The sequence below is a fragment of the Streptomyces lanatus genome (genome assembly GCF_014655715.1).
In the GTDB taxonomy this organism is placed as follows: Bacteria; Actinomycetota; Actinomycetes; order Streptomycetales; family Streptomycetaceae; genus Streptomyces; species Streptomyces lanatus.
Genome location: NZ_BNBM01000012.1, coordinates 236,863 through 253,336 on the forward strand (window position 1 = coordinate 236,863; position 16,474 = coordinate 253,336).

The 16,474-nt window shown below is 70.0% G+C and carries 11 protein-coding genes; 8 read left to right on the top strand and 3 right to left on the bottom strand.

Translation table 11 applies throughout. The features are described from left to right. The first annotated feature begins 98 nt into the window (after window positions 1-98). Genes IE325_RS29125 through IE325_RS29155 form a run of 7 tightly spaced genes read left to right on the top strand, consistent with a single transcriptional unit; the run spans window position 99 to window position 10,979 of the window. Window positions 99-1,790: an extracellular solute-binding protein gene (locus tag IE325_RS29125; protein WP_190073062.1), complete on the top strand. Its 1,692-nt coding sequence runs from the start codon at window positions 99-101 to the stop codon at window positions 1,788-1,790. A gap of 27 nt (window positions 1,791-1,817) precedes the next feature. Beyond that, window positions 1,818-2,852: an ABC transporter permease gene (locus tag IE325_RS29130; RefSeq protein WP_190073063.1), complete on the top strand. Its 1,035-nt coding sequence runs from the start codon at window positions 1,818-1,820 to the stop codon at window positions 2,850-2,852. After that, a complete protein-coding gene (locus tag IE325_RS29135; RefSeq protein ID WP_190073064.1) occupies window positions 2,849-3,778 on the top strand; it encodes a carbohydrate ABC transporter permease in 930 nt (309 codons plus the stop codon). The genes IE325_RS29130 and IE325_RS29135 overlap by 4 nt, the downstream gene beginning before the upstream one ends. A 59-nt stretch (window positions 3,779-3,837) precedes the next feature. Next, window positions 3,838-6,018 (top strand): sialidase family protein, encoded by a 2,181-nt coding sequence (locus IE325_RS29140; protein ID WP_190073065.1) that lies wholly within the window; start codon window positions 3,838-3,840, stop codon window positions 6,016-6,018. Beyond that, window positions 6,018-8,012, top strand: coding sequence for a beta-galactosidase (locus IE325_RS29145; protein ID WP_190073066.1), 1,995 nt, complete (start codon window positions 6,018-6,020; stop codon window positions 8,010-8,012). Before IE325_RS29140 ends, IE325_RS29145 begins: the two co-directional genes overlap by 1 nt. Next, window positions 8,009-10,216 (top strand): glycosyl hydrolase family 95 catalytic domain-containing protein, encoded by a 2,208-nt coding sequence (locus IE325_RS29150; protein WP_190073067.1) that lies wholly within the window; start codon window positions 8,009-8,011, stop codon window positions 10,214-10,216. The genes IE325_RS29145 and IE325_RS29150 overlap by 4 nt, the downstream gene beginning before the upstream one ends. Before the next feature lie 49 nt (window positions 10,217-10,265). Beyond that, a complete protein-coding gene (locus IE325_RS29155; protein ID WP_190073068.1) occupies window positions 10,266-10,979 on the top strand; it encodes a glycoside hydrolase family 12 protein in 714 nt (237 codons plus the stop codon). A 26-nt stretch (window positions 10,980-11,005) separates the two neighbouring features. Here the strand turns inward: IE325_RS29155 and IE325_RS29160 are convergent, their stop codons facing one another. From IE325_RS29160 to IE325_RS29170, 3 genes are all read right to left on the bottom strand, one after another. Further along, entirely contained in the window at window positions 11,006-12,193 is a 1,188-nt protein-coding gene (locus IE325_RS29160; protein WP_190073069.1) for a sulfotransferase family protein, read from the bottom strand. A gap of 88 nt (window positions 12,194-12,281) precedes the next feature. Then, window positions 12,282-14,324, bottom strand: a complete 2,043-nt coding sequence (locus tag IE325_RS29165) for a glycoside hydrolase family 31 protein (protein WP_190073070.1) — start codon at window positions 14,322-14,324, stop codon at window positions 12,282-12,284. A gap of 69 nt (window positions 14,325-14,393) precedes the next feature. Next, window positions 14,394-15,401 carry a LacI family DNA-binding transcriptional regulator gene (locus IE325_RS29170; protein ID WP_190073071.1) on the bottom strand — a complete coding sequence of 336 codons (1,008 nt, stop codon included), beginning with the start codon at window positions 15,399-15,401 and terminating at the stop codon, window positions 14,394-14,396. Window positions 15,402-15,617: 216 nt separating this feature from the next. Between IE325_RS29170 and IE325_RS29175 the strand changes: the two genes are divergently transcribed. After that, window positions 15,618-16,427 (top strand): GH12 family glycosyl hydrolase domain-containing protein, encoded by an 810-nt coding sequence (locus IE325_RS29175; protein ID WP_190073072.1) that lies wholly within the window; start codon window positions 15,618-15,620, stop codon window positions 16,425-16,427. The last annotated feature ends 47 nt before the right edge of the window (window positions 16,428-16,474 follow it).

A 16,474-nucleotide genomic window follows, 5' to 3' on the forward strand; every position in this document is an offset into this window, starting at 1 on the left:
GGTGTTCACTTAACCTCACTGCAACATCGAAGCGCTTCGACTGTAGATCCCGTTGCAGTGGTCGGAGGACCGCTTCAGCTCAGCGAAGGGTTGACGCAATGACGCCGAACGCCGCCTCCGCCTCCTCCGGACCCAGCCGGAGAAGCTTCCTCGCCTCCACGGCGGTCGCCACCGCAGCGGTGGCCGGAGGGATGCCGCTGCTCGCCGCGTGCGGCGGTTCGGACAGCGGGTCGCGTGACGGTACGACCTCGGACAAGGACGCGAAGAAGATCCTGCCGGCGTATGTGGCCAGCAATGTGGTGACGCCGGACATCCCGGCCAAGAACGGCTCGGCGATCGGCTTCACCGGCAAGCTGGACCTGGCGGACCTGAAGACCTCGGTGCCCGAGAAGCTCGGCAAGGGCGGCAAGGTCTCCATCATGTCGCCGTTCTGGGGCTCGCCGCCGAAGGGGAACAACGCCTACTACACGGCGATGAACGAGCTGATCGGCGTCGACGTCGTCTGGCAGAACCAGGACGGCAACACCTACGACCAGAAGCTCGGCGCGGTCCTCGCCTCCAGCGACGTGCCGGACGTGGTGGTCATCCCCGGGTGGAACATGGGCGGCAAGATACCCAGCGCCATCCTCAGCAAGTTCGCCGACCTCGGTCCCTACCTGTCCGGAGACAAGGTCAAGGAGTACCCGAACCTCGCGGCGGTCCCGACCGACGCCTGGCGGCGCTCCATCTTCGGCGGCAAGCTGCGCGGCCTGCCGATGCCGGCGCCGTCCGCCCCCTCCATGGTGCCCCTGTACCGGCAGGACATCTTCGAGAAGGAGGGCTACGAAGTCCCGAAGTCCTGCGACGAGTTCATGGCCCTGGCCAAGGAGATCACCAACGCCAAGGCCAGGCGGTGGGCCTGCCTGGACATGAAGTGGACCGCCTTCCAAGCCTTCGGTGTGCTCTCCGGCAGCGAGAAGCCGCTCGGCTGGAACATGGTCGACGGCAAGCTCATCTACCGCATCGAGACCGAGGAATTCCTTGAGGCGCTGGAATGGTCCCGCAAGCTCTTCGCCGCCGGTGTCGTCCACCCCGACTCCGGGCTGGGCAAGAACGCGCCCGACCCGGGCCCCAAGTTCGCGGCGGGCGAGTTCCTGATCTACCCCAACAACATCTCCCAGTGGTGGAGCCGCACCACTGAACAGGCCGTCCAGAACCCGGACTTCAAGATCTGGGGCATGGACATCTGGGGCCACGACGGCGGCGAGCCCATCCTGTGGGCCGATCAGCCCGCCGGCATCTTCGCCTTCGTCAGCAAGAAGGCCTCCGAGTCGGTCATCCGCGACGTGCTCGCCGTCGCCAACGTCACCGCGGCGCCGTACGGCACCAAGGAGTACATGATGACCAACTACGGCGTCGAAGGAACCCACTACACCGTCAAGGACGGCGTCCCCACCAAGACCGACCAGGGCAACATCGACGTGATGAACGCCTACCCCATGGTCGCGAGCCCCGCCGCGACCATCGCGCACCCCGACTTCCCCGAGGTCGCCAAGGGCCAGGTCGAGTGGGAGCAGAGGATGGGCGCCTTCGCCAAGAAGTCCTCCTTCTGGGGCATGCAGATCACCGAGCCGAACCGCTACACCAACCTGTCCAACGACTTCGAGCAGCTGGAGGACGACATCGTCCGCGGCCGCAAGAAGATCAGCGACATGCAGCAGGCCGTCTCCGACTGGAAGAGCAAGGGCGGCGACAAGCTGCGCGACTGGTACAAGCAGATCCTCGACGAGAACGGCTCCGCGGCCAACTGACCGGGCATCGAGGCAAGGAGAACGGCCGTGTCCCACAGCACGGTGCCTCGGAGCAGAACCGAGGCCGACACGACGGCGAAGACCCCGGTGGCGTCCGGCGGCGCCACCGGATCCGGTGAGAAGCGGCGGTCGTGGAAGCTGAGCCTGTGGCTCAGATTCAGGCGCGACCGCGTCCTGCTCCTGATGACACTGCCGGCGATCGTCCTGGTCCTGCTCTTCAACTACGTGCCGATCCTCGGCAATGTGGTGGCCTTCCAGGACTACGACCCCTACATCAGCGACAACGGCGTCGTGTCCATGCTGAACAGCCCCTGGGTGGGGTTGGAGAACTTCCAGCGCATCTTCGAGGACTCCGCTTTCTGGCAGGCCGTGCAGAACACGCTGGTGCTGTTCTTCCTCCAGCTCGTGCTGTTCTTCCCGATCCCGATCCTGCTCGCACTGCTCATCAACAGTGTGGTCAGGCCGCGCGTGCGGGCGATCGCGCAGGCTGTTCTCTACCTGCCGCACTTCTTCTCGTGGGTGCTGGTCATCTCGGTGTTCCAGCAGATCCTCGGCGGCGCCGGGCTGCTCTCGCAGCTCCTGCGCAGCCACGGGTACGACGGGCTCGACCTCATGACCGACCCGAACACCTTCAAGTTCCTGGTCACCGCCGAGACCGTGTGGAAGGACGCCGGCTGGGGGATCATCGTCTTCCTCGCCGCGCTGTCCTCGGTCAGCCCCGACCTGTACGAGGCCGCCGCGATGGACGGCGCGAGCCGCTGGCGCCGCATGTGGCACGTCACCCTGCCCGCGCTGCGGCCGGTGATCGCGCTGCTGCTGGTCCTGCGGGTGGGCGACGCACTGACGGTCGGCTTCGAGCAGATCCTGCTTCAACGCGATGCCGTCGGACCGGGCGCGGCGGAAGTGCTCGACACCTTCGTGTGGTGGAACGGCGTCCGCAATCAGGACTTTGGCTACGCGGCAGCCGCCGGACTCGTCAAGGGCGTCATCAGCATCGGTCTCGTCCTTGCGGCGAACAAGGTGGCCCACCTGATGGGCGAGCAGGGGGTGTACAAGAAGTGACCGCCGTGATCGACAAGCCTGTACGCAAGCGGTGGGCCGCGCCGCCTCGGCCGGTGTGGGACGAGCAGCCCACGAAGGTGGGGCTGGCGGGCAAGGGGCTCGTACTCGGTCTTGCCTGCTTCGCGATCCTCTTCCCCCTCTGGATCGTCGTAGTGACCAGCCTGTCGTCGCGCAAGACCATCGACGAGGCCGGCGGACTGGTGATGGTGCCCAAGGGCATCACCTTCATCGCCTACAAGGAACTCCTCAGCGGCGGCCAGGTCACCCGCGCCACGATCATCAGCCTCCTCGTCACCCTCGTCGGCACGTTGTTCTCGATGGCCGTGTCCGTGCTGTGCGCCTACGGGCTGTCCCGCACCGGCTCGCTGGGCCATCGCTGGATCCTGATGCTGCTGCTGGCGACCATGTTCTTCAGCGCCGGTCTCATCCCGACGTATCTGCTGGTGCAGACCCTGGGGCTGACGGATTCCTATCTCGCGCTGATCCTGCCGAGTGCGGTGAGTGTGTTCAACATCCTTGTCCTGCGCGGGTTCTTCCAGGGAATATCGCAGGAACTCATCGACAGCGCCCGTATCGACGGTGCCGGGGAATTCCGGATTCTCTGGCAGATCGTCATGCCGTTGTCCCGGGCCGTGCTCGCGGTGATCACGCTGTTCTACGCGGTCGGGTACTGGAGTGCCTGGTTCAACGCCTCCCTGTACCTGAACGACCAGGACATGATGCCGCTGCAGAACGTCATGATCCAGCTGGTGCAGAAGCAGGAGGCGCCGGTCGGCCTCGGGCAGGCCATCAAGACGGGGCAGCTTTCCGGGCTGGCCGTTCAGATGGCCGTGATGGTGATGGCTCTGCTGCCCGTCGCGGTGCTTTCCCCCTTCGTCCAGAAGCATTTCAAGAAGGGCATGCTCACGGGCGCCGTCAAGGGCTGACGGCGGTTTCTGTCCGCAGATAGGTGTTCGCACCCCTTTTGCAAGAACGAGGTATCTCCATGCGTACGTCCGGACCCAGCAGACGTGCCGTTCTCGCCGGGACCGCGGCCGTCGCCGCGCTCACCGCCCTCCCGCCCCTCGCGGCCGCCGCCACCGGCCGGACGTACCGCTGGCGCACCGCCGTCATGGGCGGTACCGGATTCGTCACCGGCGTCCTCTTCCACCCCTCCGTCCGCGGCCTCGCCTACGCCCGAACCGACATCGGCGGCGCCTACCGCTGGGACGACCGGACCGGCCGCTGGACCCCGCTCACCGACCACCTCGGCTGGGACGACTGGAATCTGCTCGGGGTCGAAGCCGTCGCCGTCGACCCCGCCCACCCGAACCGGGTCTATCTCGCCCTCGGCACCTACGCCCAGTCCTGGGCCGGCAACGGAGCCGTGCTGCGCTCCGACGACCGGGGTGCCACCTGGCGGCGGGCCGATCTCACCGTGAAGCTCGGGGCCAACGAGGACGGGCGTGGATGTGGTGAGCGGCTGCTCGTCGATCCGCGCGACAGTGACACCCTGTGGCTCGGCACCCGGCACGACGGGCTGCTCAAGTCGACCGACCGGGGCGCCACTTGGCGGACCGCGGATTTCCCGGCCGACCCCGTGGCCACCGGCCAGGGCATCACTTTTCTGGTCGCCGCAGGCCGCAGCGTCTACGCCGGCTGGGGCGACTCGGACGGCACCGCCGAACGGCCCAACCTCTACCGCACCGCCGACGGTACGACGTGGGAGCCCGTCCCGGGCCGGCCGACCGGCACCGCCGCCAAGGTGCCGATCCGCGCCGCGTACGACTGCCTCACCCGTGAGCTGTATGTGACGTACGCGAACGCGCCGGGGCCCAACGGCCAGTCGGACGGGAGCGTGCACAAGCTGCGCACCACGACCGGCGCCTGGACGGACGTCACGCCGGTGCGGCCCGGCGGCACCGACACCTTCGGGTACGGCGGCGTCGCCGTCGACGCCCGCCGCCCCGGCACCGCCGTCGTCTCGACCAACAACCGGTGGAGCGCGATAGACACCCTGTACCGGACCACCGACGGCGGCCGCACCTGGACGTCCCTCAAGGACACGGCCGTCCTCGACGTCTCCGAGACGCCCTACCTCAAGTGGGGTGAGGACGAGCCCAAGTTCGGCTGGTGGATCCAGGCGGTCGCCGTCGACCCGTACGACTCCCGGCACCTGGTCTACGGCACCGGGGCCACCCTCTACGGCACCCGCGACCTCAGGCACTGGGCCCCGCAGATCCGTGGCCTGGAGGAGACGTCCGTGCGGCAGCTGATCTCGCCGCCGGCCGGGAAGGCGCATCTGATCAGCGGCAACGGGGACATCGGCGTGATGTACCACGACTCGCTCACCGCGTCCCCGGTGCGAGGCATGGCCGCCAACCCCGTGTTCGGGACGGCCACGGGGCTCGCCCAGGCAGCGGCCAGGTCGTCCTACGTCGTCCGCGCGGGGTGGGGTGATCACGGCAACGGCGCCTACTCGAACGACGGCGGGCAGACCTGGGCGCCGTTCCCCGCGCAGCCCGCCATCGCCAAGGACGCGCCGGGGCCGATCGCCGTCAACGCGGACGGCAGCGTGCTGCTTTGGTCCTTCGTGCACTGGGACGGCACCCCCTATCCGGCCCAGCGCTCCGCCGACAACGGCGCCACCTGGTCCGAGGTCACCTCCTTCCCGAAGGGGGCCACCCCGGTCGCGGACCCCGTCGAGCCGGCCACCTTCTACGCCTTCGACACCGCCACCGGCACCCTCCACGCCAGCACCGACGGCGGTCTGACCTTCGACGCGCGGGCCGGCGGGCTGAACTCGGGGGACAAGGAGTTCCAGCTGGCCGTGGCTCCGGGACGCTCCGGCGACCTGTGGCTGAGCCTCAAGGGGAACGGGCTGTACCGGTCCACGGACGGCGGCGCGACCTTCACCAAGGTCCCCAGCTGCCGGGCCTCGTACACGCTCGGCTTCGGCAAGGCCGCCCCGGGCGCCTCCTACCCGGCTGTCTACCTGGTCGGCTCCACCGACAGCGGCACCGCCGTGTACCGCTCCGACGACGAGGCGGAGACCTGGGTGCGGATCAACGACGACCAGCACCAGTGGGGCTGGATCGGCGCCGCGGTCACCGGTGACCCCCGCATCCACGGCCGTGTCTACCTCGCCACCAACGGGCGGGGCGTGCAGTACGGGGAGCCCGTCTGATGCCGGAGCCGCACAGCCCCTCCCTGGGCGACGCCACCCGCGGCCGCATCCTCTTCGGCGGCGACTACAACCCCGAGCAGTGGCCCGAGGAGACCTGGCACGACGACGTCCGGCTGATGAGGGACGCCGGGGTCAACTCCGTCACCCTCGGCGTCTTCTCCTGGGCCCGGCTCGAACCGCAGCCGGGGGTGCGGGAGTTCGGCTGGCTGGACCGGCTCATGGACCTCATGCACGGCAACGGCATCGGGGTCGTCCTCGCCACGCCCACCTCCTCACCGCCGCCCTGGATGGGCCGCCTGCACCCCGAGACGCTGCCCCGCGACGAGGACGGCCGTACCGAATGGTGGGGCTCCCGCCAGCACTTCTCCCACTCCAGCGCGGTCTACCGCCGCTACGCCGCCGCCATCACCGAGGACCTCGCCGTCCGCTACTCGGGCCACCCCGCCCTGCGGATGTGGCACATCAACAACGAGTACTGCACCTACGACTGGGGCGACGAGGCCGAGGACGCCTTCCGCGGCTGGCTCCAGGCGAAGTACGGCACGCTCGACGCCCTCAACGAGGCCTGGGGCACCGCCTTCTGGAGCCAGGGCTACGGCGACTGGTACGAGGTCCTGCCGCCGCGCCGGGCGCACTACATGAAGAACCCGGCCCAGGTTCTCGACTTCAAGCGGTTCACCTCCGACGCGCTGCTGGAGTGCTATCTCGCCGAGCGGGACATCGTCGCCCGGCACAGCCCGCACATCCCGGTGACCACCAACTTCATGGCGGTGTGGCAGGGGCTGGACGCCTGGCAGTGGGCCGCGCAGGAGGACGTCGTCTCGATCGACGTCTATCCGGATCCACGGGATCCGTTCGGCGCGCAGTACGGGGCGCTGGTCCATGACATGACCCGTTCGCAGGCGCACGGCGGCCCCTGGATGGTCATGGAGCAGGCCGCAGGGCCGGTCAACTGGCGGGGTGTGAACCACCCCAAGCCCGCCGGGCTCAACCGGTTGTGGTCCTTGCAGGCCGTGGCCCGGGGCGCCGACGCCGTCTGCTACTTCCAGTGGCGGCAGTCGAGGCAGGGCTCGGAGAAGTTCCACTCCGGGATGGTCGGCCACGCGGGGGAGCACGGCCGCACCTTCCAGGAGGCCAAGCGCCTCGGCGCCGAACTCGCCCTGCTCGGCGACAAGGTGGCGGACACCCGGGTCGAGGCCCCCGAGATCGCCGTACTCCTCGACTGGAACGCCTGGTGGGCGAGCGCGCAGGACGGACGGCTGTCCTCCGAGGCCGACTGCCCCGAGATCGTCCGCGCCTGGCACCGCGCCCTGTGGGAGGCGCACACCGTCGCCGACTTCGCGCATCCCGAGCACGACCTGTCCGCCTACAAACTGGTCGTCGTCCCGCACCTCTACCTCATGACGGACGCGGCGATCGACAACCTCCTCGCCTACGTCCACCAGGGCGGCACCCTCGTCGCCGGCTTCCAGACCGGCATCGCCGACGAGGACGACCGGGTGCGGGAAGGCGGCATGGACCGGCGGCTGCGCGAACTGTTCGGCATCCGCACGCTGCACGAGTGGTGGCCGCTGGACGCCGGCGAGACGGTCGACGCCGAGGGATTCCACGGCACCCTGTGGTCCGAGGAGATCGAGGCCGCCGACGACGTCGACGCCGTCACCCCGTACAAGGGCGGCGAGCTGGACGGGCTGCCGGCCGTGCTGCGCAAGGGCCGCGCCTGGTACGTCTCCACGCTCCCCGAGCCGCACGCCCTGCGCACGCTGCTCGCCGACATCGCCGCCGGGGCGGGCGTACGACCGACCCTCGCCGGGCTTCCGGCGGGCGTGGAGGCCGTACGGCGCGGCGGGCTGCTGTTCCTGCTCCACCACGGGCGCGACCGGGTCACCGTGCCGGTGCCCGGCCGCCACCGTGACCTGCTGACCGGCGCCGAGGTCATCGACACGGTCGAGCTCGGCCGGTACGGGGTCGCCGTCCTGGAGGTCGCCGCATGAGCGGACCCGTGCACGGCACCTGGGAGGCCGCCCCGGCCGCCCGCTGGGAGGACGCCTTCCTGAGCGGCAACGGCCGGCACGGCATCATGATGTTCGGCGATCCGAACACCGACCGGATCATCGTCAACCATCACACCCTGGTCCGTCCGAATGGCGCCGAGCACGCCCGGCCGCCCGCCCTCGCGACCGAACTCGCCTCACTCCAAGACCGGTTGCTGGCCGGGGATGTCACCGCCGCCGAGAGCTTCACCGACGGGCGCGGGCTTCAGTGGGTGCAGCCGTTCCATCCCGCCTTCGAGATTCGGCTACGAGGTCCCGGCACGGGCGAAGACGACTACCGTCGCCAAGTCGACTTCACCACCGGCGTCATCACCGCCCGACGCGGCGACCGGCTCAGCGAGTCCTTCGTCTCCCGCGCCGACGACGTCATCGTCCACCGCGTCACCGGGCCCGGCCTCACCACCGAGGTGACCCTGGACCACCAACTGCCAGGCGCGCCTTACGACTTGGCGGTCGGCGAAGGAGCCCTCCGCACCCCCGAGGGCGCCCTCCTCACCCTCCGCGTCCGCTACCCGGGCAGTGACCGCGCCTACACGGGCGTCACCCTCGCCCTCGTCGCCGGCGGCCGCACCCACACCTCCCTCCCCGGCATCCGCATCGAGGGCGCCCACACCCTGCTGCTCCTCACCCGCGTCCGCCGCCACACGGGGGAACTGGACGTCCTGGCGGAGGCGGAAGCCCTGCGCGCCCTGCTCCCCGAGAGCCCCGAGGACCCGTACGACCACCTCCTCACCCGCCACACCACCCTCCACCGCCCCGCCTACCTCCGCGCCACCCTCGACCTCGCCGCCGCCCCCGACGAACGAGCCCTGCCCGGCTCGGAGTTGATCCGTCGCCCCAAGAGTCCCGCCCTCCTGGAGCGCCTCTTCGCCGCCGGCCGCTACCACCTGCTCTCCGCCTCCGGCATGCTGCCGCCCCGTCTGACCGGCCTGTGGACCGGCGACTGGAACACCGCCTGGTCCGGTGCCTTCACCACCGACGCCAACCTCAACCTCCAGACCGCCTCCGCCGCGGCGGCGGCGCTTCCGGAGGTGACCGAGGCCCACGCCGCCCTCGTCCAGGGCCAGTTGGGCCACTGGCGGGACAACGCCCGGGCGATCTTCGGCACCCGCGGCGTCGTGGCCCCCGCCCACACCGACGGCGAGTCCGGGCACATCTACCACTTCAGCCGCGAGTACCCCCTGCACCTGTGGACGGCCGGCGCCGACTGGCTGCTCAAGCCCCTCGTCGACCACGACGAGACCCGGGGCGCACACGATCCGCGCACCGCCGCCGCACTCGCCGAAGTGGCCACCTTCTACGAGGACTTCCTCACCCGCACCGACGACGACGGCCATCTCGTCATCGTCCCCTCCTACTCGCCCGAGAACCGTCCCGCCAACGCGAGCTGGGGGACCGTCAACGCGGCCATGGACCTCTCGGCCGCCCGGCACGCGCTGCTCACGGCCGCCGAGTACCACCCGGAGAGCGCCGACCGCTGGCGCGCTCTCGCCGACCGCCTCCCCCCACACCGCGTCAACGGCGACGGCGCCCTCGCCGAATGGGCCCGGCCCGGCCTGGCCGACACCTACGACCACCGCCACCTCAGCCACCTCTACGGCGTCTGGCCGCTCGACGAGATCACCCCGTACGACACTCCCGACCTCGCGGCGGCCGCCCACCGCGCCCTCGAACTGCGCGGCGCCGAGAACGACTCCGCGCACGGCCATCTCCACCACGCCCTGATCGCGGCCCGTCTCAGGGACGCCGAGCGCGTCGCCCACGCCCTCGACCAGGTCCTCGGCGGTGACTTCTTCCACGCCTCCCTGATGAGCGCCCACTACCCGAAGCGCGACGTCTACAACGCGGACGCCGCGCACACCCTGCCCGCCGTACTGATCGAGATGCTCGTGCAGTCGACCCCGGACCGCCTGGTCCTGCTCCCCGCGCTGCCGCCCGGCCTCCCGCAGGGCCGCCTGCGCGGGATCCGCACCCGGTTCGGCGCGGAGCTCGACCTGACCTGGACGCGCGACGGAGCGACGGCCGTCCTCAAGCCCTCCCGCACCGTCCGCATCGAACTCCGGACTTCCCCCGGCGCCGCCGACGCGCAACCGCTCGACCTCGTCGCCGGAGAAGACCATGTCCTCACCCTCGGGGCGTGGTAACCCCCGCAAGTCCCCCCACCTCCCCCCCCCACCCATGGAAAGGGACACCATGGCAAAGACCGCAATACGCAAGATCACCATGGCCGTGCTGGCCCCGGCGATGGCCCTCGGCGCCACCGTCGGCCTCGCCTCCGCCCCCGCCTCGGCCGCGGTCTGGAACTCCTGCGACCAGTGGGGCAACACCGGCCTGAACGGCTACACGCTCTACAACAACATCTGGGGCTCCGGCGCCGGCAGCCAGTGCATATGGGCCAACTCCGGCACCAACTGGGGAGTCTGGGCCAACCACCCCAACACCGGCGGCATCAAGTCCTACCCCAACTCCAAGAAGGTGATCAACAAGACGATCGCCTCTCTCGGCTCGCTGACCAGCAACTACAACGTCACCGTCCCGTCGTCCGGCGCGTACAACACGTCGTACGACATCTGGGACACCGACTACGACCACGAGATCATGCTCTGGGTCAACTACAACGGAGCCGTCGGCCCGATCGGCACCTCGCAGGGCACCGTCAGCCTCGGCGGCCACACCTGGAACGTCTACCGGGGCAGCAACGGCGCCAACAACGTGTACTCGTTCCTGCGGACCTCCGATTCCAGCTCCGGCAGCGTGGACATGAAGCCGATCCTCAACTGGATCGCGTCCAAGGGCTGGATGTCGACCAGCGAGACCATCGGTGACGTCCAGTTCGGCTACGAGATCACCTCGTCGTCCGGCGGCCTTGACTTCAACACCAACAACCTGACGGTCAGCAGCAGCTGACGTCGCTTTGGGCCGAGGCCGTCCCCTCAGCCGGGGTCGACCTCGGCCCGCAGCGCGTTGTAGTCCGCGAACGCCGACTCGACCTCGGCGTGGGTCAGGCCGTAGCGGGCCAGGTCGTAGCGGTGCGGTCGGGTGCCCTTCGGGCGGGCGACGGCACCGGCGAGCCGGGCGGCCTCGGCGTCGGTCCAGCGGGCGCCGACGGCGTCGTAGAGCCGGGGCGCGCCCTTGGCGGGATCGTCGGCGAGCAAGGAGTACGGGGCGTCGACCACCGCCTCACCGGGGATGGCCGCACGGGCGGCGAGTCCGCGCCGCATGGCCCGGCTCAGCAGACCGAACCAGGTCGCCCCGATGCCGTGCAGGTCGAGGGGCCGAGTACTGACGGACATGCCGTGCTCGATCAGGCTGCAGAACGACGCCACTGCCGTGATCGGGTCGCGGTGGCACCACACGAGCGTGGCGTCCGGGAACACGGTGTGCAGGGCGTCCAGATTGCCCAGGTGCAGCGGTGACTTGAGAATCCAGCGGCGCCGCGGACGGCCGTACTGGAGCACCTGGAAGACCTGCTTCAGATACCGGTAGTCATCGACGAAGTCCCGCTCGCGGTACCACGTCTCGTACTCGGGGATCCTGGCCTGCGACAGCGGCATCAGCGCGTGCGGCAGGGCGAAGGTGCACTCCTCCGGGCCCTCGGCGGCCATCGCGTGGATGTCGCGGAAGCGGGGCGTGAAGAGGTTGGTGCCCTGGACCATACGGCGGCCTGCGGTGACGGCCTTGCGGCGGTCGCGGGGCGTGGGCTCCAGGCCGGGCGTGAGCAGCTCCCACAGCAGCGGGCCGCGGTGTTGCTCCGCCAGCGACAGCACGGCGTGCGTCACCGTCGTCGCGGTGCGCGGCAGGCCCACCACGAACACGGGCCGCTCGATGGGCTCCCGCTCGATCTCCGGGTGCTCGGCGATCAGCCCCCGCACCCGGGCCCGGTTGGCGAGATGCCGCCGCACGAAGACCTGCGCGGACTGCCAGCCGACCGGCGTGAGGTTCCCGGCCTCGGCCCACCACCCCAGCAGCGCGCGGAAGTCGTCCACGAACTGCCGGTCCCCGTCCGCCACTCCCGTCTCCCCGACGATCCGGTCGAAGACCCGCCCGGGGTTGCGCCGCGATCCGAAGGCCGGCCGCAGCAGCTGGTTGGCGAGGGTGAGGGCGAGAGGAGATGTGGACACGACAGAACCCTATCGAAATCGCTTCAGACACAGGGGAGTTGGGGCGACCGGAAGACCTCCACCCCCCGGCCGCCCCTCCCCGACACGGCTACTCCGCTACAGGCAGCCGCGCCCCGTCCCGCAGAAACAGCGGGATGCGGTCCAGCGGGGCGTCGACCGTCACGGTCGTACCGCCCTCGTACGTCTCACCCGTCCACGCGTCCGTCCAGCCCGCGCCCGCCGGAAGGTACGTCGTCCGGGCCGTCGCGCCCGCCGTCAGCACCGGCACGACCAGCAGATCGCGGCCGAAGAGATAGGCGTCGTCGACCGACCAGGCCGTCTGGTCGTCGGGGAACTCCAGGAACAGCGGCCGCATCACCGGGAGCCCGTCCTCGTGCGCCTCGCGCATGACCTGGAGCACATACGGCTTCAGGCGCTCACGCAGCCGCAGATACTTCTCCAGGATCGCGCCGGCCTCCTCGCCGTACGACCACACCTCGTTGGGGCCGCCGGTCATGTCCGGGCCGAGCGGCATGCCCGGGTCGCGGAAGCCGTGCAGGCGCATCAGCGGGGACAGCGCGCCGAACTGGAACCAGCGGACCATGACCTCGCGATAGGCCGGGTCGTCCGGGTCGCCGCCGTGGAAGCCGCCGATGTCGGTGTTCCACCAGGGGATGCCGGAGAGCGCGGTGTTGAGGCCGGCCGCGATCTGGCGGCGCAGGGTCGGGAAGTCGGTGCCGATGTCGCCGGACCACAGGGCGGCGCCGTAGCGCTGGCTGCCCGCCCAGGCCGAGCGGTTGAGTGTCACGATCTCGGTCTCGCCGGAGGCGTGCAGGCCCTCGTAGAAGGTGCGGGAGTTCTCGGCCGGGTAGCTGTTGCCGACCTCCAGGCCGGGGCCCGTCCAGTAGCGCAGGTTCTCCTGGAAGCCCGGCTTCAGCTCCGGCTCGCAGGCGTCCAGCCAGAAGGCGGTGATGCCGTACGGGTCGAGGTAGTTCTGCTTGATCCTCGACCAGAGGAAGTCACGGGCGTCCGGGTTGGTGGCGTCGTAGAAGGCCACCTGGACCGTCGACGCCACCTCCTTGTCCGGCCAGTCGGCATGCGCCATCGGGCCGTACTGGGTGCCGATGAAATGGCCGCGCTGCTCCATCAGGGAGTGGTTCTCGCTCAGCGGGGACACCGACGGCCATACGCTCACCACCAGCTTGATGCCCAGCTCCTCCAGCTCGCGCACCATCGCCGCCGGGTCCGGCCACTCGGCCGGGTCGAACTTCCAGTCGCCGAGGTGCGTCCAGTGGAAGAAGTCGCAGACGATGGCGGAGACGGGCAGGCCCCGGCGCTTGTACTCCCGGGCCACGGCGAGGAGTTCGTCCTGGGTGCGATAGCGCAGCTTGCACTGCCAGAAGCCCGCCGCCCACTCGGGCAGCATCGGCGTACGGCCCGTCACCGCGCTGTAGCGGCGCTGGCCGTCGGCCGGGGTGCCCGCGGTGATCCAGTAGTCGAGCTGGCGGGCCGAGTCGGCGACCCAGCGCGTGCCGTTGTGCGCCAGCTCCACGCGGCCGATCGCCGGATTGTTCCACAGCAGGGTGTAGCCGCGGCTGGAGGCGAGGACCGGGATGCCGACCTCGGCATTGCGCTGGACCAGGTCCAGGACCAGGCCCTTCTGGTCGAACCGGCCGTGCTGGTGCTGGCCGAGGCCGTACAGCTTCTCGTCGTCGTAGGCGGCGAAGCGCTGCTCCAGGCGGTGGTGGCCGTTGCCGACGGCGGTGTAGAGGCGCGGGCCCGGCCACCAGAAGTGGGCGCGGGCCTCGGCGAGGAGCTCGGCGGAGTCCTCGGTGCGCAGGAAGCGGATCAGGCCCTCGGCGCTGACATGGACGGTCAGGGCGCCCACGGTCAGCTGCGCTTCACCGTCGCCGATCTTGACCGTGCTCTCCGTGGCCGGAGGTTCGTCGAGAAGGGCACCCGGCAGCCCTTCGAGGACCGGTCCGCCGAGCCGGGCGCGCACCCGGACCGCGTCCGGACCCCAGGGCTCGACGCGGACGGTCTCCTGGCGGCCGCTCCACTCCAGGGCGCCGTCCCGCTCACGGAACGTGCCGACAGTGGGGGAGGACTGCTCCAGGCTCACCTGGGGCTGGGCTTCAGCAGGCTGATTCACGTGGCGTGCTCCTGGAGGAGTTCGGGCAAGGGGGTGCCCCGGCGGGGCGACACGTGGGGGAGGGACGCGTCAGGACGAGGCCGGGCCCGTGCTCGCCCGGACCGTCAACTCAGGGGCGATCAGGACGACTTCGTCGCTGCCACGGCCGTCCAGCTTGGCGACGAGCTGCTCCACGGCATGCCGGCCCATCTCCTGCGCGGGGATGGAGACCGACGTCAGCCGCACCGAGGCCTGGGTGGCGACCTGGTCGGGGCAGATGGCGAGCACCGACACGTCCTCGGGCACGGCACGGCCCTGCTGGCGCAGCAGGGCGAGCAGGGGCTCCACCGCCGACTCGTTCTGCACGACGAACCCCGTGGTGCCCGGGCGTTCGTCGAGGATGCGGGCGAGAGTGACGGCCATCGCGTCGTACCCGCCCTCGCACGGCCGGTGCAGCAGCCGGATCCCCAACTCCTGGGAACGCAGCCGGAGTCCGTCGAGCGTGCGCTCCGCGAACCCGGTGTGCCGCTCATAGACGGCGGGGGCCTCTCCTATGACAGCGATGTCGCGGTGCCCCAGCGTCGCCAGATGCTCCACACACAGCGCCCCGGTCGCCTTGAAGTCGAGGTCGACACAGGTCAGCCCGGCGGTCTCGGCGGGCAGCCCGATCAGCACGGACGGCTGCTGGGAGTCGCGCAGCAGCGGCAGCCGCTCGTCGTCCAGCTCGACGTCCATCAGGATCATCGCGTCGGCCAGCCCGCTGCCGGTGACGCGCCGGACGGCGTCCGGCCCCTCCTCACCCGTCAGCAGCAGCACGTCGTATCCGTGGGTCCGGGCCGTGGTGGCCACCGCGATGGCTATCTCCATCATCACCGGCACATACATGTCGGTGCGAAGCGGGATCATCAGCGCGATGATGTTCGACCTGCTGCTGGCCAGGGCGCGCGCGCCCGCGTTCGGGTGGTAGCCGAGCTCGCGGATGCTCTGCTCGACCCGCTGCCGGGTGGTGGTGGAGATCGACCGCTTGCCGCTGAGGACATAGCTCACCGTGCTCGCCGAGACTCCGGCGTGCTGGGCGACCTCGGCAAGGGTGACCATCCGCTCTCCAAGCTATGTGAAGCGCTTCGACAATGCGCGGTGCGAACATGGGCGGGTGTGAGGGTGGTTCGACACTAACTCTGGCGCGCGTGGGTGTCCATAGGTTATCGAAGCGCTTCGACAGTTTTTCTCACGCGACGGTGGGAGCGGCAACCTCCGCCGGGCCGGCGGCGACTGAAGGCCGTGAACGATCCGCCCCCGGAAGGACCGTCCCCCATGCGGCACCGCCGCCCCCGCCTCTCCAAGAAGGCGAAGACCCTCACCTCCGCCGCGGTCGCCCTCGCGGCCGCCGCCGGTGTCACCGTCGCCCAGGCGGACGAGTCGAGCAAGAAGTGCGCGGCGTTCGACACGATCACGCTCGGCAAGTACTACGTCAACAACAACCTGTGGAACGAGGGCAAGTACACCGGCACCCAGTGCGTCTGGGACAACTCCCGCTCGGGCTCGACGATCTCCTGGGGCACCGGCTACAGCCTGGCCAACAGCGCCACGGGCAAGGGCGAGGACGTGAAGTCGTACGCCTCGACCGTCCTCGGCTGGCACTGGGGCTGGAAGGTCGACAAGGCGACAACAGGGCTGCCGATCCGCGTAGGCGACCGCAGGCCGGTCCGGACCACCTGGGACTTCTCGGTCAGCTCCGACCCGGGCACCATGAACGTCGCCTACGACCTCTGGCTGCACACCAAGAACACCGCGGACTGGCAGGACCAGCCCACCGACGAGATCATGATCTGGCTCAACCGGCAGGGCGGCGCAGGACCGCTGGGCACCAAGTACGGCAGCGTCAGCCTCGGCGGCGCGATGTGGGACATCTACGAGGGCGACATCGGCTGGAAGGTCCACTCCTTCGTCCGCCGTGCCAACACCACCAAGGCCACGCTCGACCTCGACGACTTCACCCAGGCACTCGTTCGGCGGGGCCTGCTGAGCAACGACAAATACGTCTCCGGCATCGAGTCCGGCACCGAGGTCTTCAAGGGCACGGGCCGACTGGACACCAAGGCGTACTCGGTCGAGATCGGCTGAACGGCTGCGTGCGGGGTGGTGGGGTCGCCCGTAATCGGGTACATACG

Excerpts from the sequence above, each read along its gene's own strand:
- IE325_RS29125 (WP_190073062.1), top strand. The coding sequence starts at position 99 with ATGACGCCGAACGCCGCCTCCGCCTCCTCCGGACCCAGCCGGAGAAGC.
- IE325_RS29140 (WP_190073065.1), top strand. The coding sequence starts at position 3,838 with ATGCGTACGTCCGGACCCAGCAGACGTGCCGTTCTCGCCGGGACCGCG.
- IE325_RS29145 (WP_190073066.1), top strand. The coding sequence starts at position 6,018 with ATGCCGGAGCCGCACAGCCCCTCCCTGGGCGACGCCACCCGCGGCCGC.
- IE325_RS29150 (WP_190073067.1), top strand. The coding sequence starts at position 8,009 with ATGAGCGGACCCGTGCACGGCACCTGGGAGGCCGCCCCGGCCGCCCGC.
- IE325_RS29155 (WP_190073068.1), top strand. The coding sequence starts at position 10,266 with ATGGCAAAGACCGCAATACGCAAGATCACCATGGCCGTGCTGGCCCCG.
- IE325_RS29170 (WP_190073071.1), bottom strand. The coding sequence starts at position 15,401 with ATGGTCACCCTTGCCGAGGTCGCCCAGCACGCCGGAGTCTCGGCGAGC.
- IE325_RS29175 (WP_190073072.1), top strand. The coding sequence starts at position 15,618 with ATGCGGCACCGCCGCCCCCGCCTCTCCAAGAAGGCGAAGACCCTCACC.